Origin of the sequence: Streptomyces sp. S186 (assembly GCF_051603415.1) — a bacterium.
Lineage (GTDB): Bacteria > Actinomycetota > Actinomycetes > Streptomycetales > Streptomycetaceae > Streptomyces.
Map to the genome: position 1 here is coordinate 2,432,108 of NZ_CP193932.1, position 20,416 is coordinate 2,452,523.

General features: G+C 68.2%; 20 protein-coding genes. 12 read left to right on the plus strand and 8 right to left on the minus strand.

Going from position 1 to position 20,416, the window contains the following annotated elements; all coding sequences use genetic code 11:
• The first annotated feature begins 185 nt into the window (after nt 1-185).
• Entirely contained in the window at nt 186-4,151 is a 3,966-nt protein-coding gene (eccCa, locus tag ACRAS8_RS09905) for a type VII secretion protein EccCa (RefSeq protein WP_438485570.1), read from the plus strand.
• A gap of 96 nt (nt 4,152-4,247) precedes the next feature.
• Here the strand turns inward: eccCa and ACRAS8_RS09910 are convergent, their stop codons facing one another.
• Both ACRAS8_RS09910 and ACRAS8_RS09915 read right to left on the minus strand, forming a co-directional pair.
• Nucleotides 4,248-5,021: a WXG100 family type VII secretion target gene (locus tag ACRAS8_RS09910; RefSeq protein WP_438485571.1), complete on the minus strand. Its 774-nt coding sequence runs from the start codon at nt 5,019-5,021 to the stop codon at nt 4,248-4,250.
• Nucleotides 5,018-5,326: a hypothetical protein gene (locus ACRAS8_RS09915; protein WP_438485572.1), complete on the minus strand. Its 309-nt coding sequence runs from the start codon at nt 5,324-5,326 to the stop codon at nt 5,018-5,020. Before ACRAS8_RS09915 ends, ACRAS8_RS09910 begins: the two co-directional genes overlap by 4 nt.
• Before the next feature lie 239 nt (nt 5,327-5,565).
• On the opposite strand from ACRAS8_RS09915, the gene ACRAS8_RS09920 reads away from it, so the two are divergent.
• The 3 genes from ACRAS8_RS09920 to ACRAS8_RS09930 all read left to right on the plus strand — a co-directional run bounded on the left by ACRAS8_RS09920 (nt 5,566) and on the right by ACRAS8_RS09930 (nt 9,356).
• The gene (locus tag ACRAS8_RS09920) at nt 5,566-5,967 is read left to right on the plus strand and encodes a hypothetical protein (protein WP_438485573.1); all 402 of its coding nucleotides are present in this window, start codon (nt 5,566-5,568) and stop codon (nt 5,965-5,967) included.
• Between the two features lie 572 nt (nt 5,968-6,539).
• Nucleotides 6,540-8,597 (plus strand): ATP-binding protein, encoded by a 2,058-nt coding sequence (locus ACRAS8_RS09925; RefSeq protein WP_438485574.1) that lies wholly within the window; start codon nt 6,540-6,542, stop codon nt 8,595-8,597.
• A 120-nt stretch (nt 8,598-8,717) separates the two neighbouring features.
• Nucleotides 8,718-9,356 carry a hypothetical protein gene (locus ACRAS8_RS09930; RefSeq protein ID WP_438485575.1) on the plus strand — a complete coding sequence of 213 codons (639 nt, stop codon included), beginning with the start codon at nt 8,718-8,720 and terminating at the stop codon, nt 9,354-9,356.
• Between the two features lie 146 nt (nt 9,357-9,502).
• Here ACRAS8_RS09930 and ACRAS8_RS09935 read toward each other — a convergent pair whose 3' ends face one another.
• Together ACRAS8_RS09935 and ACRAS8_RS09940 are read right to left on the minus strand one after the other, a co-directional pair.
• Nucleotides 9,503-10,708, minus strand: coding sequence for a C2 family cysteine protease (locus tag ACRAS8_RS09935; RefSeq protein WP_438485576.1), 1,206 nt, complete (start codon nt 10,706-10,708; stop codon nt 9,503-9,505).
• A 268-nt stretch (nt 10,709-10,976) separates the two neighbouring features.
• Nucleotides 10,977-11,234, minus strand: coding sequence for a hypothetical protein (locus tag ACRAS8_RS09940; protein WP_438485577.1), 258 nt, complete (start codon nt 11,232-11,234; stop codon nt 10,977-10,979).
• A 416-nt stretch (nt 11,235-11,650) separates the two neighbouring features.
• Here ACRAS8_RS09940 and ACRAS8_RS09945 point away from each other — a divergent pair, with 416 nt between their 5' ends.
• The 4 genes from ACRAS8_RS09945 (at nt 11,651) to ACRAS8_RS09960 (ending at nt 15,263) form a co-directional block, all read left to right on the plus strand.
• Nucleotides 11,651-11,983, plus strand: a complete 333-nt coding sequence (locus ACRAS8_RS09945; RefSeq protein WP_438485578.1) for a hypothetical protein — start codon at nt 11,651-11,653, stop codon at nt 11,981-11,983.
• An 80-nt stretch (nt 11,984-12,063) separates the two neighbouring features.
• The gene (locus tag ACRAS8_RS09950) at nt 12,064-13,071 is read left to right on the plus strand and encodes a PE-PGRS family protein (protein ID WP_438485579.1); all 1,008 of its coding nucleotides are present in this window, start codon (nt 12,064-12,066) and stop codon (nt 13,069-13,071) included.
• Between the two features lie 359 nt (nt 13,072-13,430).
• Nucleotides 13,431-14,873 carry a hypothetical protein gene (locus tag ACRAS8_RS09955; protein ID WP_438485580.1) on the plus strand — a complete coding sequence of 481 codons (1,443 nt, stop codon included), beginning with the start codon at nt 13,431-13,433 and terminating at the stop codon, nt 14,871-14,873.
• Between the two features lie 123 nt (nt 14,874-14,996).
• Nucleotides 14,997-15,263, plus strand: a complete 267-nt coding sequence (locus tag ACRAS8_RS09960) for a hypothetical protein (protein ID WP_438485581.1) — start codon at nt 14,997-14,999, stop codon at nt 15,261-15,263.
• A gap of 152 nt (nt 15,264-15,415) precedes the next feature.
• Here the strand turns inward: ACRAS8_RS09960 and ACRAS8_RS09965 are convergent, their stop codons facing one another.
• From ACRAS8_RS09965 to ACRAS8_RS09975, 3 genes are all read right to left on the minus strand, one after another.
• Nucleotides 15,416-15,775 carry a hypothetical protein gene (locus ACRAS8_RS09965; protein ID WP_438485582.1) on the minus strand — a complete coding sequence of 120 codons (360 nt, stop codon included), beginning with the start codon at nt 15,773-15,775 and terminating at the stop codon, nt 15,416-15,418.
• Between the two features lie 13 nt (nt 15,776-15,788).
• Nucleotides 15,789-16,865 carry a hypothetical protein gene (locus ACRAS8_RS09970; protein ID WP_438485583.1) on the minus strand — a complete coding sequence of 359 codons (1,077 nt, stop codon included), beginning with the start codon at nt 16,863-16,865 and terminating at the stop codon, nt 15,789-15,791.
• Nucleotides 16,866-16,934: 69 nt separating this feature from the next.
• Nucleotides 16,935-17,282 (minus strand): hypothetical protein, encoded by a 348-nt coding sequence (locus ACRAS8_RS09975; RefSeq protein WP_438485584.1) that lies wholly within the window; start codon nt 17,280-17,282, stop codon nt 16,935-16,937.
• Between the two features lie 198 nt (nt 17,283-17,480).
• Here ACRAS8_RS09975 and ACRAS8_RS09980 point away from each other — a divergent pair, with 198 nt between their 5' ends.
• Nucleotides 17,481-18,152 (plus strand): RDD family protein, encoded by a 672-nt coding sequence (locus tag ACRAS8_RS09980; protein WP_438485585.1) that lies wholly within the window; start codon nt 17,481-17,483, stop codon nt 18,150-18,152.
• 160 nt (nt 18,153-18,312) lie between these two features.
• Nucleotides 18,313-18,480, plus strand: a complete 168-nt coding sequence (locus tag ACRAS8_RS09985) for a hypothetical protein (protein ID WP_438485586.1) — start codon at nt 18,313-18,315, stop codon at nt 18,478-18,480.
• Between the two features lie 146 nt (nt 18,481-18,626).
• Here ACRAS8_RS09985 and ACRAS8_RS09990 read toward each other — a convergent pair whose 3' ends face one another.
• Complete coding sequence (locus ACRAS8_RS09990; RefSeq protein WP_438485587.1) at nt 18,627-19,154, minus strand: ATP-binding protein; 528 nt, start codon at nt 19,152-19,154, stop codon at nt 18,627-18,629.
• 121 nt (nt 19,155-19,275) lie between these two features.
• On the opposite strand from ACRAS8_RS09990, the gene ACRAS8_RS09995 reads away from it, so the two are divergent.
• Both ACRAS8_RS09995 and ACRAS8_RS10000 read left to right on the plus strand, forming a co-directional pair.
• A complete protein-coding gene (locus ACRAS8_RS09995; protein WP_438485588.1) occupies nt 19,276-20,127 on the plus strand; it encodes a helix-turn-helix domain-containing protein in 852 nt (283 codons plus the stop codon).
• Nucleotides 20,124-20,336: a DUF397 domain-containing protein gene (locus ACRAS8_RS10000; RefSeq protein WP_438485589.1), complete on the plus strand. Its 213-nt coding sequence runs from the start codon at nt 20,124-20,126 to the stop codon at nt 20,334-20,336. The genes ACRAS8_RS09995 and ACRAS8_RS10000 overlap by 4 nt, the downstream gene beginning before the upstream one ends.
• The last annotated feature ends 80 nt before the right edge of the window (nt 20,337-20,416 follow it).

A 20,416-nucleotide genomic window follows, 5' to 3' on the forward strand; every position in this document is an offset into this window, starting at 1 on the left:
GGGCTGTGGCGCGCTCGCGGGGCGTCAGCGTACCGTCCGTTCGGGTGCCTGCCCCACCCACCCCTTGACTTGACGCCTAACAGTAGGATCAACGCCTGCGTCGGGCCAAGGACTTGGCTCGGGGGACCGTCGAATCCAACGGGGGCGGTCCGAGACTGCGAGATGCATGAAGGACTGATGCCTCGGTGAGCGTTGTCATCGTCAAGCGCCCGCCCCGGTCGCTGCCACCTGAAGTCCCCTCGGAGGAGGTGGTACTTGAGGCACCTCCGGAGCTTCCCCGCGAGGGAGAACCGGAGAACCTGCTGATGACCTTCATGCCCATGATGGGCATGGCGTCCTCGGCGGGCTTCCTGTTCATGGGGAACCAGCCGTTCATGAAGATCATGGGCGGATTCATGGTCGCCTCCACGCTGGCGATGGCGATCATGCAGATCGTCAAGGCCCGGCAGGGACCTTCCGGACAGATGGTCCAGGAACGCCAGGATTACCTCAAGTACCTTGCGCAGAAGCGGAAAGAGGTGCGGCGTACCGCGCGCAGGCAACGGGACGCGCAGCTGTTCACTCATCCCGACCCCAGCCAGTTGTGGTCCGTCGTGGCCGAGGGCAAACGGGTCTGGGAGCGCCGGGCGAGCGACCCGGACTTCGCCCAGGTGCGCCTGGGGCTGGGGCCCCAGCAGCTGGCCACGCCGCTGCGGGCGCCGGAGACCGCTCCGGTCGACGAGCTGGAGCCGCTGACCGCGCACGCGATGAAGGAGTTCCTCGACAAGCACGGTCATCTGGAGAACCTCCCGCTGGCGGTGTCGCTGCGCGCCTTCTACCACCTGACGGTCTCCGGCGACCCGGACACCGTCTACGGCGCCTCGCGCGCCATCGTCGCCCAGCTGTGCACCCTGCACTCGCCCGAGGACCTGGTGGTGGCGGTGGTCGCCGCGCCGGGTGCGCAGGCCGAGTGGGAGTGGACGAAGTGGCTGCCGCAGGTCCAGGACAAGAGCACCGACGGCGCCGGCACCCGCCGGCTGGTCGTCGGCGACCTCGGTGAGATCGAGGAGCTGCTGGCGGACGAGCTGGACGGGCGCGGGCGGTTCAATCCGCAGGGCACGCCGGTGACCGACACCCCGCACGTCGTCATCGTGCTGGACGGCGGCGAGGTCCCGATGGACTCGGTGATCGCCGGGGCCGAGGGCCTGCAGGGCGTCACCATCCTGGAGATCGTGCCGGGCGACCTGGACGAGATCCGCGGCGGTCTGGCCGTCCAGGTGTGGCCGGGCAAGCTGGTGCTGGAGTCGGCGAACGGCGCGGTCTACAACGGCGTCTGCGACACCCTGTCGATCCCCGAGGCGGAGGCGCTGGCCCGCCAGCTGGCCCCGCTGCGGGCCGGTTCGGGCGCGGACGGCGAGGAACCGCTGCTGTCCGCGCTGGACTTCACCGACCTGCTCAACATCGGCGACGCCGGCACGCTGGACGTGTCGCGCACCTGGCGTCCCCGGACGCTCTCCGAGCGTCTGCGGGTGCCGATCGGTGTCGACCGCGACGGGCAGCCGGTCATGCTGGACATCAAGGAAGCCTCGCAGCAGGGCATGGGCCCGCACGGCCTGTGTGTCGGTGCGACCGGTTCCGGTAAGTCCGAGGTGCTGCGCACCCTGGTGCTCGCGCTCGCGGTCACGCACTCCTCGGAGACGCTGAACTTCATCCTCGCCGACTTCAAGGGTGGCGCCACCTTCACGGGCATGGCGGACATGCCGCACGTCGCGGCGGTCATCACCAACCTCGGTGAGGACGTCACGCTGATCGACCGCATGCGCGACTCGATCACCGGTGAGCTCCAGCGCCGTCAGGAGCTGCTGCGCTCGGCGGGCAACTACGCCAACATCACCGACTACGAGAAGGCACGTGCGGCCGGCGCCCCGCTGGACCCGCTGCCGTCGCTGGTGATGATCATCGACGAGTTCTCCGAGCTGCTCGCCGCCAAGCCCGACTTCATCGAGATGTTCATCCAGATCGGCCGTATCGGCCGGTCGATGGGTGTGCACATGCTGCTCGCCTCGCAGCGTCTGGAAGAGGGCAAGCTGCGCGGTCTGGACACCTTCCTCTCCTACCGGCTCGGTCTGCGGACGTTCTCCGCCGCCGAGTCGCGGACCGCGATCGGTGTGCCGGACGCCTACCACCTGCCGAACGTGCCGGGTTCCGGCATCCTGAAGTACGACACCGAGACGATGGTCCAGTTCAAGGCCGCGTACGTCTCCGGCGTCTACCGCGGGCCGAACGGCGGCGGTCCCGGCGGCAGCGGCGGCGGCCGGGGCAACCGGCTCCCGGTGCCCTTCACGGCCGCCCCGGTCATCGAGCAGATCATCGAGGACCCGACCCCGGTCGAGCCGGACCCCAACGAGATCGACGACGCGCTGGCCGACACCGTCCTGGACGTCATGGTCCAGCGGATGCAGGGCCAGGGCCCGCCGGCCCACCAGGTGTGGCTGCCGCCGCTGGAGGAGCCGCCCACGGTCAACCAGCTGCTGCCGGCCCTGGCGGTCACCCCCGAACGGGGCGTGCACGCGCCGGAGTACACCGCGCTGGGCAAGCTCGTGGTGCCGGTCGCGCTGGTGGACAAGCCGTTCGAGCAGCGGCGCGACGTCATGTACCTGGACTTCTCCGCCGGTGCCGGTCACGGCCTGGTCGTCGGTGGTCCGCAGTCCGGCAAGTCGACGCTGATCCGTTCCACGATCGCGGCGTTCTCGCTCACCCACACCCCATCCGAGGTGCAGTTCTACTGCCTGGACTTCGGTGGCGGCGGCATGCTGTCCATGGAGGGCCTGGCGCACGTCGGCGGAGTCGCCTCGCGTCTGGACGCGGAGAAGGTCCGCCGTACGGTCGCCGAGGTCGTCGGCATCCTCAACGAGCGTGAGGAGTTCTTCCGCGCCAACAACATCGACTCGATCGGGACCTACCGCCAGCGGCGGGCCTCGGGCGCCTTCCCCGACCAGAAGTGGGGCGACGTCTTCCTGATCATCGACGGCTGGGGCACCTTCAAGACCGACTACGAACAGCTCGACCCGGTGATCCTCGACATCGCCGGCCGGGGTCTCGGTTTCGGTGTCCACCTGATCGTCGCGGCCTCCCGCTACACCGAGGTGCGGCCCGCGCTGCGCGACCAGCTCCTCAACCGCGTGGAGCTGCGGCTGGGCGACCCGATGGAGTCGGAGTTCGACCGCAAGCGCGCGGAGAACGTCCCGATGGGCAAGCCGGGCCGCGGTCTCTCCCCGGAGAAGCTCGACTTCCTGGCGGCACTGCCGCGCCTGGACGGCATGAGCGACCCGGAGACCATCAGCGACGGCGTCGCCAACCTGGTGCAGACCGTCAACGAGCACTGGCAGGGCGAGCCCGCCCCCAAGGTGCGGATGCTGCCGACGATGCTGCACGCCCGCGATCTGCCCCGGGGCGGCGACTACCCGGAGCACGGCATCGCGATCGGTGTCGACGAGACGACGCTGTCGCCGGCGTTCATCGACTTCGAGAACGACCCGCTGGTGGTCATCTACGGAGAGAGCGAGTCCGGCAAGTCCTCGCTGCTGCGCTTCATCGCGAAGCAGATCTCCGAGCGGTACGCGACGGACAAGGCGCTCCTGGTGGTCGGCGACTACCGCCGTGCCATGCTCGGCGAGCTGCCCGACAGCCATGTGTACAAGTACTGCGCGTCGGGCCCGCAGCTCCAGGAGGTCATCAGCGGACTGGCCGGCTCGCTGGGCCGCCGGATGCCCGGACCGGACGTCACCCCGGAGCAGCTGCGCAACCGCAGTTGGTACGACCTGCCGGACGCGTTCGTGATCGTCGACGACTACGACCTGGTGGCGACCAGCAGCGGCAACCCGCTGATGCCGCTGGTCGAATACCTGCCGTTCGCCCGTGACGTGGGTCTGCGCCTGATCATCGCGCGCAGCTCCTCGGGGGCCGGCCGGTCGTCGTTCGAGCCGGTGATGCAGCGCACCAAGGAGCTCGGCGCGCAGGGTCTGATCCTGTCCGCCGACCCGGGCGAGGGCCCGCTGATGGGCAACATCAAGGGTCAGTCGCTGACGCCGGGACGTGCCATGTTCATCACGCGCAAGCGCGGTGCGCAGCTGGTCCAGACCGGCTACCTGCCTACGGGCGGCGGCCAGTAACCGGCAAGCGGTACAACGGCGGTGGGGCGCCCCTCTTCGGGAGGGGCGCCCCACCGTTCGTTTGCGATCCCTTACGGGCCGGTCACTGCGCGCCGGTCAGCCGAAGGCGCCGTGCTGGGAGACGTCCGGGCCGGGCTCCTTGCGGGACGTCTTGTCGGACGCCTGGGCAGGTGCCTGGTCAGATGCCTGGCCGGAGCCCTTCGCCGGTGCCCTGTCCGGTGCCTTGTCCGGTGTCGCCTTCTGCTCCGCCGCCTTCCGCCGCGCGGCCTCCCTGGCCTCCTGTTCCTCCGCCGCGCGCTGCGCCTCGGCCGGGTTCGTCCGCACGCCCTTGGCGAGGCCCTCGCCGCCGGGCGTCGCGGCCGAGCCGTCCCGGGGCGTGCCGAACGGGTCGGGCCCGTGCGCGGCCGTGGACGACTCCCATTGGTGCCGCAGCTGCGGGACCTGACTCTGGCCGCCGCCACCGCCCTTGCCGCGCTTGCCGAAGGCGCCGCCGAGGCCGTTGGCGAGCTGGCCCAGCGCCATGAAGCCGTAGGCCATCTGCGGGCCGGACGACTGCGAGGAGTTCTGCGCGCCGTCCCCGGAGCCACTGTTGTGGTCGTCGGCGGCGCCTGCGGTGTGGTGGGTGTCGGCGGCGTTCTCCAGATCGGCCGCGGCGAGTTCGAAGACCGGCAGGGTCTCGTCGACGGACCGCTTCAGCCGGTGCCACTCGGCGGCGAACGCCTCGCCCGCCGGCCCGTGCCAGTCGGCCGACGCGGCGTTGCCGACATGCCGGTCGAGGTCGCGGACGAGACCGTCCAGGTGCTTGCCCATGTCCCGCCAGCCGGCCGCCGCCTCGTGCAGCGCATGGGGATTGCGTCGTACGTCGGTCACCTGGCGCTCCGCATCGTCTCGACGAGTTCGTCCTCCGCAGCCTGGGCGTTGGCGACGGTCTCCTTGATGCCGCCGCCGACCTCGGCCAGCCGCTGCTGCAGCTGCGCCAGGGCGCGCTCGGCCTCCTCGAACAGCTCGCGGTGGGACCGGGCCGCCTCGTCGCTGCCGAAACCGTCCCTGAGCGCGTCGGCGTCCGCGCGCCGTCTGAATGCGCCCAGCTGCCGGCTCAGTTCTTCCGCGCGAATCTCGAAGGTCGTACCGAGCTTGTGCAGCGCCTCGGTACTGAGCCGGACTTCATCGGACATCATTTCTCCCCGAATTGAATGACAGCGACTTGCTGACCATCACCTCAGGTCTAGCACACCCGCAATAGGGCCGAAGCCCCGCACAGAGCGGCCTCTCCGTGAGGCGGGTAACGGACGCCGGAGCAATTTGCGGCAATACCGACAACCCCGCCTTGACGACCCGTTCACACCCGTCATTACACTCGGGACGCCGGTGCAGCACGCGCGGTTGCCGTACCACCACGTACAAGGGGGCAGTCATGAGCAATGAGCGGCAGATCCAGGACGAGGACCTGATGGACGTCGCCCACGACCAGGAGCAGGCACACCGCCTGCGCAAGGCGCTGAAGGTGCTCGCGGAGAACCCCAATGTGGGCGGCAAGCTCCAGGAGATGGCCCAGGAAGTGCTGGCCGGCCGGCTGGGCATGAAGGAGGCCATCGAGACGCCCGGCTACATGGACGCACTGGGCGACCGGCTGGACAAGATCCGGCACGACGCCGAGAACCAGACGGCGGCCGAACGCGAGGAGTCCCGCGCCAAGTTCGCCGAGTGGCAGAAGAAGCAGGAAGAGGAGGAGGACCGCGAGCGCGCCGAACGCGACGGCCCCAGCCTCAACCTCGTCACCGGCCCCCGCCGCGGCGGCGCCCGCGGCCACCGCTGAACTGCCCGACGGTACTCGATTTCCGTCCGAATGATCCGCTTTCGTCGGCCGTCCTTCCCGCCGGCCCGCGAAAGCGGATCTTCTGCGTTTCCGACGTTTGCGATGTTTTCGGCGTCCGAAATGCGGCGAGAGTGCACGAGATGGCGCCGGACCCTTAAGCCAAAGATCGCAAAATGATCGCGAAGGCCGTGATCCCGCCCGGAATTCACGAAATCCCGCACCCGCCTCACCGCACCCGCACACCTCTTCCACCGATTCCGCAACAGGCGAGCGAGCCCGTGCCGGCCACCGCCCCCGGCCGTCCGCCTTTCCGGGCCGGTTCTAGGGCGTGTCCGATGGGTCAGGGTCGGATAGGCCGGGGCGTCTGGGGAAGGGGGTACCTCCCGTGCCCGTTCAGGGCATGGGGGAGCATCGCAAGGCGCCGGAGCGGCCCGATAGCGGAGCTATCGGGACGATTCGGCAACGCGGCGAGGTGCCGTGCCAGGCGTCGCAGCCCCGGCCCTGACCCATCGGACACGCCCTAGGATCTAGCCGGTACAAGCACGGATCCACGCGAGTGGAGGGCGGGATCGATGGGGGACGAGGAAGTCATGAGCGCCTCGGGCGACGCGGCCGCCGCGGCGGCCCGCTACGCACCGCACCCGTACGTCGGCGGCCGCACCGCCGCCCTCCGCGCGCTGGCCGCCTGGCGCATGCGGTGGCCCGGCGCCCCGCGCGTCATCGTCGTCACCGGCAGCCCCGGCAGCGGGCGTTCGCGCCTGGTCGCGGGCTTCCTGATGCTGTGCGACCCCGACCACCGCAAGCGGCTCCCGCTCGACGACCTGGACCCGGCGACGGTCCCCCCGGACCTCCCGGCCCCGGCCGTGCCGAACCCCCGGGGCCGGGCGGCCGCGCAGGTGCTGCGGCTCCTCGCCGATCACCTCGGCCCGGCCGCCGGGCGCCCGGCGGACGTCTTCTCCGAACTCGCGGCCCTCGAGGAGCCGCTGACGGTCGTCGTACCGGACGTGGACCTCGCCGGTCCGGTGCGCGCCGCCGGCGAGCCGGCGCGCCTGGTGCGCGAGGTCCTCGCCCCGCTCGCCGCGGCGCCGGCGGTCCACCTCCTCACCGACGTCCCGCGCGAGTTCGCCGCCGAACTGGCCGATGCGCTGCCGCGCGGCCAGGCCCAGGTGATCGACCTCGACGCGCCCGAGTGGGCCGATCCCGAGGGCCTGGTCCTGCACGCCGAGACCGCGCTCACACCGGAGGCCGGCGCCCCACGCCTCCCGTTCACCACCGACCCGGACGCGCGCCGGGCGCTCGCCGAGGCGCTGGCCCGGCGCGCGGACGGCAGCCGGCTCACCGTCCACCTGGCCGTACGGTCGCTGTGCGCGCACCCCGACGGGTTCGACCCCACCGACGAGGCGCAGTTGCCCGCCGACCCCGGCGACGCCCTCGATCTGCACGCCCGCCGCCTGGGCGCCGATCCGCAGACGCTCCGCCAGCTGCTGGCACCGCTGGCGTTCGCCGAGGGCGACGGGCTGCCGGTCGGGCTGTGGCGGCCGCTGGCGGACGCCGTCACGGGGCGCGACATGGAAGGCGGCATGGGCCGGCTCCTCGCCGAGGGAATGCCGCTGGCCGCGCCGTTCGTGGAGACGGTGGAACTGCCCGCGGACGGGGCCACCGTGGGCGAGGCCGCCGCGGACGCCTCCGGTGACGCGCCCCGCACCCTGATCCGCCTGCCGCACGCAGCCCTCGCCGCCGAGATCCGCTCCGGCATACCCGACCCCCGGGGCGCCCAGACCCGGATCGCCATGGCGCTGTTGGAGGCGGTGCCCGGCCAGGACTGGTCCCGGGCCGACCCCTACGTCCGCGACCGCATCGCCGCGCACACCCTCGAAGCCGGCCTGCTCCCCCAACTCCTCACCGACCCGGGCCTGTTCACCCACGCCGACCCGGTCGCGCTGCACACCGCCGTGGCGGCCGTGCCGCTCGACCAGCTGGGCGCCCCGGCCCGTACGTACCTGCGCACCGCTCCCCTGCTCGCCCGCCCCGGGACCCCGGCCGCACTGCGGGCCGCGCTCCTGGAGACCGCGTTCGTCGAGGACGGCCTGCTCCCGTACGCGGAAGCACTGCACGGGCTGGGCCTGGAGCTGCCGTGGCGCACCCTGTGGAGCGTGCCACTGACGGGCGTGGTCTCGGTGACGGCCGGCACGCTCCCGGCACCGGCTGCCGGGACGGATGAGCCCGCAACGGCCGACGGAACGGCACCGACGGCGCCCGACGGCGCCCGCCCGGTGGCCGTACTGGCCGTCCCCGCCGGCCCCGCCCTCCTCCACGACCTGCTCCGCCCCGGGTACGTCGACGCCGACCCCGCGCACGTACGACGCCTCTCGGAGGACGAACGGGCCGCCTCCCCCTACGGGTTCGACCTCGACGCCGACTCCCTGCGGGTGTACGCGCGGGAGAGCGGGGACGTGATGACCACCGTGGTCTCCGACTCCCCGCTCCACGCCACCGACCTCTCCCCCGAAGGCGTCCTCCTCGTCGCCACCGAGCGCGGTGTAACGGCACGCCGGCTCCTGGCCCCGGCACCCACCCCGGCGCCCGCCCCGACACCGGCCACCGAGCCCGCCACCATTACCACCGTCTGACACACTGGTCGGCCGCCACCATGTGCCGCACCTCGCCAGAAACCATCAGACGGTTATCCGGGCACGCGAGGGTGCGGGTTTCGCAGAACGAAGCAAGCCGAAGCAGGGGGAGAATCCCGCATGACCGAGATAAAGTTCTGCTTTTCGCAGGACGAGTCCGCACAGCAATTCGTGGCACTGCCGGGCTGTGCGGCATGGGGAACTCTTCAACCGGGAACGGGGAAGCTCGCTGCCGCGTCCCCCCTGGCCCGAGTTCACCGCTACAGCGGAAGCGACGACCCCGAGCCGGCCTTCGCCCTCACGGCGGCGGCAGAACCCGCCCATACCCTGTGCACCGTCGCCCCCCAGGCCGATTCCGCTCCCTCCCGGACCGTCTATGCGGTACATGACGGATCCGGCCGGTTCATCGGTCGGATCACTCACGGGCGCTCCCCTCTGGGAATTCGCCAGGCATGGCGCATCGAGGACGCGGGCAGGCAGTACAGCGCGGTCGCCTATAAAGGGAATCTCCGCGGTTGGGTGGCATATTGGGCATGCTCGCCGTTCTGGGCCATATTGGCGCTGGTCTTCCTCGTCGGCGGCGACCTGCACCCGAGCCGTTCACTGTGGAGCAAACCCCACCGCGCCCGCTGGCGCAGGCGAGTCGGCGGCGGTCCGGGAAAGGTCGCCCTCGACTTCCAGAGCGGCCGATACCGCACGGACGCCGGCGTGCCGGACGTGAACCTCATCTACGCGCAGGCCGTGCTGTACGGCGCATAGAGCCGAGGCCACCGGCACTCGCGACCCAGCCCCCGTCAAACACCCGGGCAGGAATTGCCATATCGGGACACTCCCGGTAGGAAGCCGCCGATTGTTCGGCACACTGACCAAACGCAGTGGATATCTGCCAGGCCGTCAGCGCGGCATCACCAGGTATCGACCGCGTCACACGACTCGATGTAGGTCCGCACCTCGTCAAGCGTCAGCCAGCACTCCCACATCTGGCGTTGGGCACCGTCGCCCCAGGGGTTGCCCAGGCAGAGTCGGCCGCCGGCCACGTCCACGTCCTTCACGAAGTAGGCGTGGCTGGCCGCCAGTCTTCCGCCGGCCAGCTTCTCGCGGTCATTGCCGTTGCCCCGGGTGCCGGCCGTGACGGCCTGGCCGCGGGCCCGCCGGCCGGCGATCTCGTGGCAGAGCCAGGGCGAGTTGTAGTCGAGCGGCTGCGGCTGCCGGCCGGTGAGGAGCCAGAGCCCGTCCTTCTCCCAGCCGCCGTGGGCGATCTCGCAGTAGCCCCCACGCAGCTTCGCGACGGCCTTCTCGTAGTAGCCGGGCCAGGTCTCGGCGTAGCGGGCGTCCTCGGTGTGCCCCTTGGCGCCCCACAACATGCCGTGTCCGTAGGGCAGATCAGGCACCACGGTGATGTCGACCGGTTGCCCGCCGTCGTAGAGCGTGCAGGTGACTGTGCCGTTGGCCTCGAGCCGGACATGACGGGGAGCGTGCTGGGGGTTGGCCTGGATCACCGCCTGCATGCTGGTGAGCAGCCAGCACGTACCGAACCGGCCCTGGTCCATGTCCTGCCAGGACATCGCCTCCGTCGAGCCGGAGACCCGCTTCCAGTCATGGGTGAAGTAGGCGCCGTCGACCTGCGCGAACGGCCCCTCGGGCAGTACCCAGCCGTGGTCCGGGCAGGCGCACTCGGCGTCGTAGTCAGGTTGGCTGCACGCCATCCAGGTACCGATCAGCATCGCCGCGTACGGGCTCACCGTGCGCAGCAGCCAGCCGAACAACTCGGCCTGCCGGCGCCGGCCGTAGGCCGGTTCGCCGTGCTCGTCCTCGACGTGGGTGAGGGCGTCCCAGCGCTCCAAGCCCTGCCGGCCCCAGCGGCGGACGACCATGTCCAGCTCGGTCGGCGGCAGCGGCACCAGGAGGTTGGCCACCTGGTCCAGCAGCGACCGCGCGCCGTAGCGGGTCTCGTCGGCGAACAGCACGTTCCACGCCTGCGCTCCGACGACCTCGGCCCGCTGCGGGTTCGGCGGCGGGCCGGGCGGCTGCCAGGGGAGCTCGACCAACGGGTGGCCGCCCTTGGTGTAGTTCAGCCTGCTCAGCGAGACGCCATCGCTGACACTGCGCACCAGGTCGACCGCTCCGAGTACCGCCCCGCCGCCCGGAATGAAATCCGCCGCAAATCCGGCGACCTGACGCCAATTGTTACGTCCGTAACCCACCGGACCTCCCCCGTTGTGCGGTCGCTCAACCGCCCGGAAATTATAGGTCCCGTAATTGCATGGCCGGATTCAAGTAGCATCAGAAACCCGCGACCAGGCGTTAGCGCCGACTGCCGGTGACAAGCCGGTGGATCCCTCCCCACTGAGAAGCGGACCTCGGCACGGCGGGCTCCCCCTAGGGCAGCAACAGCCAGTCCGCAGCGACCGCAGCCGCAAGTCCCACGGACAACAGCCAAGTACCCAGTCGCGTACGCCCGTTACGGGCGAGCTCGATGACGACTCCGCAGAGTATCAGCGCGGCCCCGTACACGCCGACCACCAGCACCGACCCACGGGACGCCAGCCGCACCACGAGCAGCACCGCCGTCACGGCCATCATCACCGAGGCCAGCACGACCCGCACCCGCCGGGCCTGACGCGGCGTCAGCCCCATGCGCCTCTCCCCGTCGCCCTGGAGGTCGGCGCCCTCGGGGGGCTCAGCGGGCCGATCGGCGAGGAGTTCATGGGGGCGACCAGGCTGATCAGAGTGATCGCTCCCCTGATCGTTTTCAGCTGCATCCATGAGCGGAAATGCTACGGGATGCCCTACGGTCCTACTTCACTCCCCGAACGCACCCGATACACACTGCCCCCTTGCACCCTCTTAACCCCAATTTCACCGCTTTCACCCCATCCCCCGTACGCCAATTCTCCAGGATTTCAGCATTGTTGCCCCCGGTCCATCGGCAGGGTGGCGATCGCGCCACTCTCCTTGACATGCTTGCGCGCAGATCGTCTACTGTGGGATCGGCAGACGTGACGAGACGTAACTGATCATGGTGCTGGCGTGCACCGCAATAACAGGGGAATATGGTGGCGGGCAACGCATTCGACGTAGACCCGGATGTACTGCGGACGCAGGGAAACGCATTCGTCCACATCGGCAGCGACTTCACCAAGGCGTCGAAGAAGCTGCAGGACGACCTCAAGGGTATCGGCGACCCTTGGAAGGAATGCGATTTCGGCGACATCTTCGACACGATCTACACGCCCATCCGTGACGGAATGTTCACGTCGATGGACTCCCTGGGCGAACGCCTGGAAGGCATGGGCGACAAGCTCCAGGAAATGGCGCGTTCCTACAGCGAGTCCGACATGCAGGGCGTCCACACCATCAGCGCGGTCGGCCGTCCGGCCATCTGACGCCCACCCCGCCGGCCGCATCCCTGCCGGCACCTCCCTTCCGCCACCATTCGCCTACCACCGCACGGGGGACGAGCACTGTGTCACTGACGCTGCCGAGCGAGGTCGCCTGGGTCCTGGACCTGCTCGGCTACAGCTGGCCCAACGCCGACGAGGACAAACTCCACGAGTGCGCCCAGGTCTGGCGCAATTTCGCAGAATCGGTGAACGAGGCGCATGGCCAAGGCTCTTCGGCGGCCAATGCGGTCGTCTCCGCCAACTCCGGTGACGCCGTCGACAGCTTCCGGAAGGAATGGGGCTCCTACGACGGCAGCGGCGGCAGCGGGGACAACTACTTCCGTGACGCGGTCGTCGCCGCCGAGGCCATCGCGCTGGCCTTCGACGCGGCGGCCGTCGCCGTACTCGCCGGCAAGGTCGCGGTCATCGCCCAACTCGTCATGCTGGCCGCAGAGATCATCGCGGCCCAGGCCGCCGCACCCTTCACTTTCGGCACGTCCGAACTCGCCGCGGCCGGCGCCACCCAGGCGACCCGCCTGATCGTCCGGGAGATCCTGGAGAAGATCAAGCGCGAGGTAATGCAGGCGGCAACCAAGGCCATGGAACACGCCACCGTGGACGCCATCAAGAAGCTGGCGAAGAAGGCGGTTTCCAAGGAAGCCCGCAAGGTCGTCACCGACTACGCCAAGCAGCAGATCAAGGAGACGGTCAAGGACACCGTCAAGGAAAAGGTCGTCGACGCGGCCAAGGAAAAGGCCAAAGAGGCCGGTACGGAAATGGCGCAGAACGTCGCGCAGCAGGGCATCGAAGCCCACTTCGGCGAACGCGACGGCATCAACCTCGGCGAAACCGCCGACATCGGCAAGAAGAAGGCCGAGGAATACGTCGACGGCGTCAAGGAAGGCGCCAACGACCTCACCGATCCAAAGACGTACATCGACCACGCCAGGGACGACCTCACCAACCGCGGCCTGGACCACGCCCAGAAGCACGTGGACCAGCGCACCGGCGGCGCCGCCACCCGCCACCAGGGTGTCACCGACGCCGCCAAGGACGGCGTCCGCGGCACCATCCAGGACGTCTTCGGCTGATTTCCAGCCCGCCCCTCAGCTCCGCCCTCGCCTTGGAAGACGTCTCAAGGCGAGGGCGCGCGGCATTTTCCACCCGTCGTCCCCCACGAGCTCCGCTCCCGTAACAAGTTGACCTGATCTCACCGCATCGCCCGCGCCCTCATCCGCTATCGCAGACTCGCGACACGAGATGCCCTCTTGAGGGGAATTGCGCATCTTCATCTGGCTACGTCAGTTGAAGTCGCCACGACTACGGGGTAGTTGGTCGCCCACACGACTCACTTTCCGGATAGGCCGAGTCGCCGGCTCTGACGCACTACCGGTCCAGCTGAGCCGTCTGACGGGAGCTAGGATCTGAGCTTGTCACCAAGGGGGACCATATGTCGTACCAGCCTGCCGACCGGCAGAATGTTCCGTATCAGCCCTATCAGGGAGGGTATCCGCAGCAGCCGGCGGGCGGCTTCGTTCCGCCGCCAGGACCGCCGCCGGCGCCTCGGCGCAAAACGGGAAAGATCATCGGATTCAGTGTCCTGGGGGTATTTCTCCTCATAGTCATAGGCATCGGATCCATCTTTGTGAAGAACACCCTGAATCGGCACGACGTGACGCCTGAAGAGGACTACGCCATGTCGACGAAACGGGTATGCGACTTGATGACCAAGGCCATCCAGTCGAAGGACGAAAAGGCCTATCTGGCCTCCTTCGAGGGCGATCAGCTCAAGACGCAGCAGCAGAAGCTGTTCCGAAACCTCATCAAAGTTCCGTTCCAGGTCGTGCGTTTCGAGGGATATCCGCACGGCAGCCAGGACGGTGGCGAGGTGCCGGTCGCGCTCGTCCACCAGATCAAGGGGGTTGACACCGCCCCGGTGGCCGAGCAGTACGTCTTCACGTTCAAGATGGATCCGAGCCATCACCAGGTGGTCACCGACGTCAAGGGCTCCGCCGAGCCTTACCCCGGCACGCATGGCACGTTCTACCCGGCGCCGTGGGACGTCTATAACGACATGACCGTCGTGCAGAAGGGGCGCGTCGTGCTGATCTCCGACAAGCAGCACGCCGCGGACACCGGGCGCTTCGCGCCGTACATTTCCCAGGCGGCCGACGATGACGTGGCGGCTTGGAACCGCAGCGGCGCGGACTCGTCCAAGACGGCCAAGGGCGCACTCATCGTGCTGGAGCCGAACCGCAAGGTGTACACGCAGTTCTACCGGGCCGGTGCCAAGAACGATTCGCTGGAGGCCGGCGCCAATATGCCCATCGAGAAGTTCACGTTCGGTGTCGGCAGCAAGTCGAACGAGGCCGGCGGCTCCCGTATCGTCATGGACTCCTCACTGAGGCGTTTCACCTCCCCGGCCTGGAAGGAAGGCGTCAAGGAGATCAGCCGTCACGAGATCGCCCACGCCATGGTGGCTGTCTACGACGAAGCCCGAGCGTTCGTCGACGTAGACAGTTGGGTCAGCGAGGGATTCGCCGGCTACATGGAGTCGCGCGACAACCCTGCGGCTGCAAAGGCCGAAGCGGCACGGACGCTGAAGGGCTACAAGTTCAACCCCAGTGTGTACCCGGTGGACGATGCCGAGACGTTCTACGCGAAGAACGCGCGGGAGCGTTCCGCCAATTACACGTTGGGTCGGCTCGCGATCGAGTACATGGCCAAGAAGTACGGCGAGAAGAACGCCTTTGAGTTCGTGATCGCAGAATACGTCGCCCCGACGAAGAGCGAGGAATCCTTCCAGAAACACCTCGGCGTCGACAGGCAAACCTTCATGGAAGGCTGGCAGAAGTACGTCAGCACCGAAGTTCCGGGCATGGACCTGAGCTGACCCAGCCCCTGGTGGCCCGCCGCCCGGTAGCAGACCGGGCGGGCCACCCCCACAGCGGAAGAGCAAGAGCCCGCTGAGGCGGAGCCACCGACTGACAACTCCAAGCACGGACCGACGATCACTGTGATCGGCATCCAGGGACAGGTCGCCCAGCCCGTCACCGCAGTCGACGGAACCCTCATGAAGTGCGAGTCATTAATGCTGCAACCGAAAGTCGGCCTCGACAACAACGTGACAGTGACCCGCTGGGTGTGGGGCGACAGCAGCGCTGTGGGGGTCGTGCAGCAGCAGGGGGTGCGGGTCGATTCCAGCGTGAGGGACACGAATGATCTGGCCCACGCCGCGCAAAAGGTCCGGAACGAGGTGCGGCAAACCGCACCCACCGCGTAACTGACGGAACGTCATACCTGCTCGCTGCTCGGTCCCGTCGGCAGGAAGGGACTGGCCCGACTGATCGTTGCCGACCGCGTCCATTGAGTGGAAATGCAAAGGGGCGGCGCCCGGGATCACCCCGAGCGCCGCCCCTTTTCAGCTGACGCGGATCAGTACCGCGGCGACCGGCTGGAGGCACCGCCTCCACGCCCCGGCTCTTCATCCGGATCGTACTGCCGGACCGCCTGGCGCTGTTGTGGCGACATCGTCCGCCACTGCTCCCTGAGAGGAGCCAGCCCCTCAGTCAGTGCACGGTGCCCCGCCGGGTCGTCCAAGACGTCCTTGAGCTGAAGGCGCCCGCTGAGCATCTTCTTCGCCAAGTCCCGAAGCGCTTCTGGGGCGTTGGGGTTATCGCGCACCGCACGCAGAGTTCTGGTGCGGTGTTCGTTCTGCTCCTCGGTGAGGTCCTTCTCCTCAATGGGGTAGTCCCGCTCACCGAGAGCATCGAGATTCGAGTTGTTGTTGCGCATGGTGGGATTCCTGTCAGCCGAAGGTGGCACGGGCCCGCTCCTCCTCGGCCCGGCCGGAGTCGGTAGTGGCAGCCGGGGGTGGGGTCGGACGGGGATGCGCCGGGCGCTCATCACCCGAGCTGCCCGATGCCGGACTGTGGCTACCCGAGCCCGATCCTGAGCCTGAGCCTGACCCAGCCGACTCCGGTGCCGCTTCCTCCTTCTTCTCCTTCGTACCGGTTTCGTAGACGGTCTTGACCCCGCCGATTTGCTCAAGCCCCCCGTCGAATACCTGCTTGGCGCCACCGGAGAAATCGCCTTCCGCGATTTTCCCGACGCCCTGGGCCTGGTGGTACATACCCACCGCGACCTTGCCGGCGCCATCGGCCTGGAAGCCGTACTCGCCCTTGTCGTCCTTGGTGATGGTGCCCGCGATCGGCTTCAGCGCCGGGTTGACCGCTGCCACTCCCAGGTCGGTCAAGTTGAGGTCGCCCTGCTTGTACTGCTTGTAGGCTTCCTTGCCGACCGACTTCGCCGTATCCACGCCGATCTTCTTGAGGATTTCCTTGACGGAGAGGACTTCCCGCTTTGCCAGGGACTCGGCGACCTTTGCGGAGATCTTCTCCGCGGCCTCCGTAAGGGCCCGCTTGACAAGCGCCCGGATCATCACGATGCGGCCGGCCAGAGCCGCCTCGGAGGCGCCGAGGGTGACCGGAGCCGATGCCTGTGCGACGGCGAATTCGATGGCCAGGTCGATTAGTTGGATGACGACGAAGATCTTCAGCGCCACCACGGCGATTGCGCACGCGTCAAGCAGGACCGCCAGGATCTCGGCCGCGCCCACCAGCGCATCCAGGTAGCCGAACGCGCCGAGCCCGTCCTTGGTGAAGCGGTCCCATGACTTGCCGAAGCCGTCGATCGCGTCACCGGAGTTGGAGCCACGCACCGTATTGGCCGCGGCGTCTCCCTCGTTCTGGGTCTGCTGGACGGCTTGTGCGAAGTTGCGCCAGGCTTGCGCCGCCTCGAACATCTTGTCTTCGTCGTAATTGGGCCACTGAAATCCCAGCAGGTCCAGGACCCAGTCGACCTCTGCCGGCAGCGTGATGGACACGATGTACTACTCCCCCTGAAGAGCCGGTGTTGATGGTTGGCTGCATCCAGCCACAGCGACGAGAAAGGCCTAGGCGCGGCCTTGGCCCTCGGACGCAACGCGGGAAAGCACGGCGACTTGCTCCGACTCCGCGGCCTCATATTCCTTGGCGGTGGTGTCGAGCTTGGTGCCGAGCTCGCCGAGGGCGTCCTGAAGATGGGGCAGCGCCATCATGATGGCCTTGCTCACATACCCGTACCCTTTGACGACCGGAGCGAGGATCTTCGCGTTGTCATCCTCGCCCCAGCTCTCCTCGCACTCCGTGACGGTGCTCTTGAACTTTTCGGCGGCACCACCGAAATTGTGCGCGATGTCCGAGAAGTTCTTTCCCTGCTGCTTCAGTACGTTCGGGTCGATCTGGTACCCGGAACCTGCCACGGAGCGCCCCCTGCCTGCTAGCTTCACGTCACGTAGGTCGCCGATAAGCGTACCCGAGCAGCCAGTTGGCATCCGGATCGGGAGGCGAAACCCGCATCGCCTTCAGAAAGAGGGACTTGCGCGGCTTCTATGCCACTGCGTATCACGAAACGATGGGCATCCTGACGCCCGGGCCGGCGCCGTGCAAGGATCGTTGGCATGTCAGGCCAAGACTTCCCGCCACAGCCATACCCTCAGCACAACCAGCCACAGCCATACCCGCAGTACAACCAGCAGCCACCGCAGTCCTATCAGCAGCAGCCGTATCCGTATCAGCAGGTTCCGCCGCCCCAGGGACAGTACGGGTATCAGCCGACGGATCCGCAGCCGCCCACTCCGTACCAGTACCAGTACCAGTCGACCGCCCCCCAAGTCCCGCCTCCGGCTCCGGCTCCGAACGTTCCCGAAGCCGTCAGCACGTACCGTCGATTCTGGACGGCCATGATCGACGGCATACTGGCCGCGACTATCGTCCTTCTCGGCTTCGGACTCAGCGGGAATCCTCGGCAGGGAGCAAACATCGGGCTCTGCGTGGCCGTCGGGTTCTCCTTCGTCAACCACGTCCTCCTGACCCGCGTGGTCGGCGCGAGCCTCGGCAAGCTCATCACCCGGACACGCGTGGTCCTTTCAACGGACGGCGGCTGCCCGCGCCTGCCCCGGCTGTTCCGCCGCTGGCTGGCCGGATATTTCTTCATTGCGTACTCGTACATCACAGACTGGGTCCGCAGGTTCCTCCGCCCCGACCACTTGGTTCCCGCAATGCCGGACGCCCCCAAGGACTTCTGCGGCATCCGCCTGGTGCGCTCCGACAACCTGCGGTCGGCCAGCTGATGCAGACGCGACCTCGGCCGCTCCCGCGGTGAACCGACCGCCGAACTCCGGGGGTTCAGCGGGGAGACGTCATCCGCTGTCCGCCTGCCATCACGCCGGGGCGGCGGCAGGCGGACAGCCCAGGTTCGAGTCGGTCCTGAGGAGGTTTCGCCTCCCTCCCGTGGGAGCGGCCACTCGCCACGCCAGGAACGACCTCACCAACCGTGGCTCGACGGAAGCGCCGAAACACGTCGACGAGCACACCGTCGCCGCTGCTGGCCGCAAGCAAGGCACGATGGAGGGCGTCAAGACACGCGCCACGGGCGGTGTCGTCCACGTCTTCAGCTGAGCGATACCAGTAGCTGCACCGCCGCTCCCACCAGCTGACGTGGCGACCAACTCGGTCTCGGCCAGACTCCCTCAGGGCCGCTGCACCCCCACTACGTCGATCCCGAAACGACCCTGACACGCATCCCTCCGTTCCCTGCGGCTTCCTCAGTGCCCTGCCGCAGGCATCGCCGCGGCGTACTCCGCCCAGACCGTCTTCCCCGGCCCACCCGGCCGTGGAACGACGCCCCATCCGGCCGCGAGACACCCCACGATCAGCAGCCCGCGACCGCCCTCCGCGAGCCCGCCGCATCCATCCGCCCCCGCACCGGCCCCACCACCCGAAGTGACCGCGGGCACCTGCTCACTCCGCGTATCGGACACCTCGACACGAAAGCGGAGGGCTGTGGCTTTGGACGCCCTCGTGGGTGCCAGCAGGCGGAGCGCGAAATCCCGCCCGGGGACATGGCCGTGCCGCACGGCGTTGGCGGCGAGTTCCCCGACGATGGCGGTGACGGACTCGTTGATCTCGCCGTCGTAGGGATACCCCCACTCGTCGAGACGGTGCGACGCCAGCCGGCGGGCCAGCCGGGCGCCGCGCCGCGTGGAGGTGAAACGCATCGCGAACTCACCGATTCCGGACTGGGTTTGGTCGATCCGGGAAAGTACCCCGGAAGAGCGGACTGTGCTGTTCATGGCCCCAACCCTCCCGTCGCCGAAGTACCTTGACCAGGAGTGATGCGCTAACCACGGTGCGTTGTACGTATCCGGGACGCGCGGGTAAGCGACGGGTTGCAGATCCGGGAAGGCAACAGACATGGACGACGGCGGCCAGAGGACTGACGACGATGAGCCGACTGAATACGAGCCCGAGTCGGGCATCCTGAAGGTGTTCGGACGCCAGCTCAAGCGCCTACGGGAATGGGCCGGCATGGAACGCACCGAATTCGGCGCGAGGACGGGCTACTCCCCGTCCACCATCGCCTCGTACGAGCAGGGTCGGCGCATCCCACCACCCGAGTTCATCGACAAGGCGGACGGGGTCCTGGGGGCGCACGGCGTCCTGATCGAGCTGAAGGAGGAGGTGGCGCGGGCCCAGTACCCGGCGTTCTTCCGGGACGCGGCCCGGTTGGAGGCGAAGGCGGTCGGACTTCATGTGTACGCGACGAAGGCAGTGCCGGGACTGTTGCAGACGAAGGAGTACGCGAGGGCGGTATTCACCATGTGGCGACCGCTCTTGGACGAAGAGACCGTCGAACAGCGAATCGCGGCACGACTCGACCGCCAGAACATCTTCGCCCGTACGCCACCGCTGCCCACGATCAGCTTCGTCATCGAGGAGGCGGTGCTCCGTCGCCCCCTCGGCGGCAAGGAAGTCATGCGCGGTCAATTGGAACAGATCCTGCTGCACAGCCAGCGCCGCAATGTCGAGATCCAGGTGATGCCGATTGAGCGGGAGGAGCACGCTGGGCTGGAAGGGCCCTTCACCTTGATCGAAACACGCGAAGGACGGAGGATCGCCTACGTGGAGGGGTACAAGGACAGTCGCCTACACACGGACCGGAAGATGGTCCGGGAGCTTGAGGATCAGTACGGGATCCTCAGGGCACAGGCACTCACGCCCCGCGAATCGCAGGCCTTTGTCGAGAAGTTGCTGGGAGAAGCATGAACATCGAAGAGACTACGCGGGCCATACCCGAGTCGGCCTGGTTCAAGAGCAGCCACAGCACCGGTTCGGGCGGTGAATGCGTCGAGGTCGCCCCTGGCGCCACCGCCGTGCACGTCCGCGACTCGAAAGACACGACACGGTGCGCGCTGACAATGTCCTCCGCTGCGTGGGCCGCATTCGTCGGCTTCGCCATAACTCACGCACCCTGACGAACTCGGGTGCTCCGCTCCTCTGAGGCGCGGGGTGGGGCACATTAAACACATTGGGGTCCGCAGCCCGACGGCTGCGG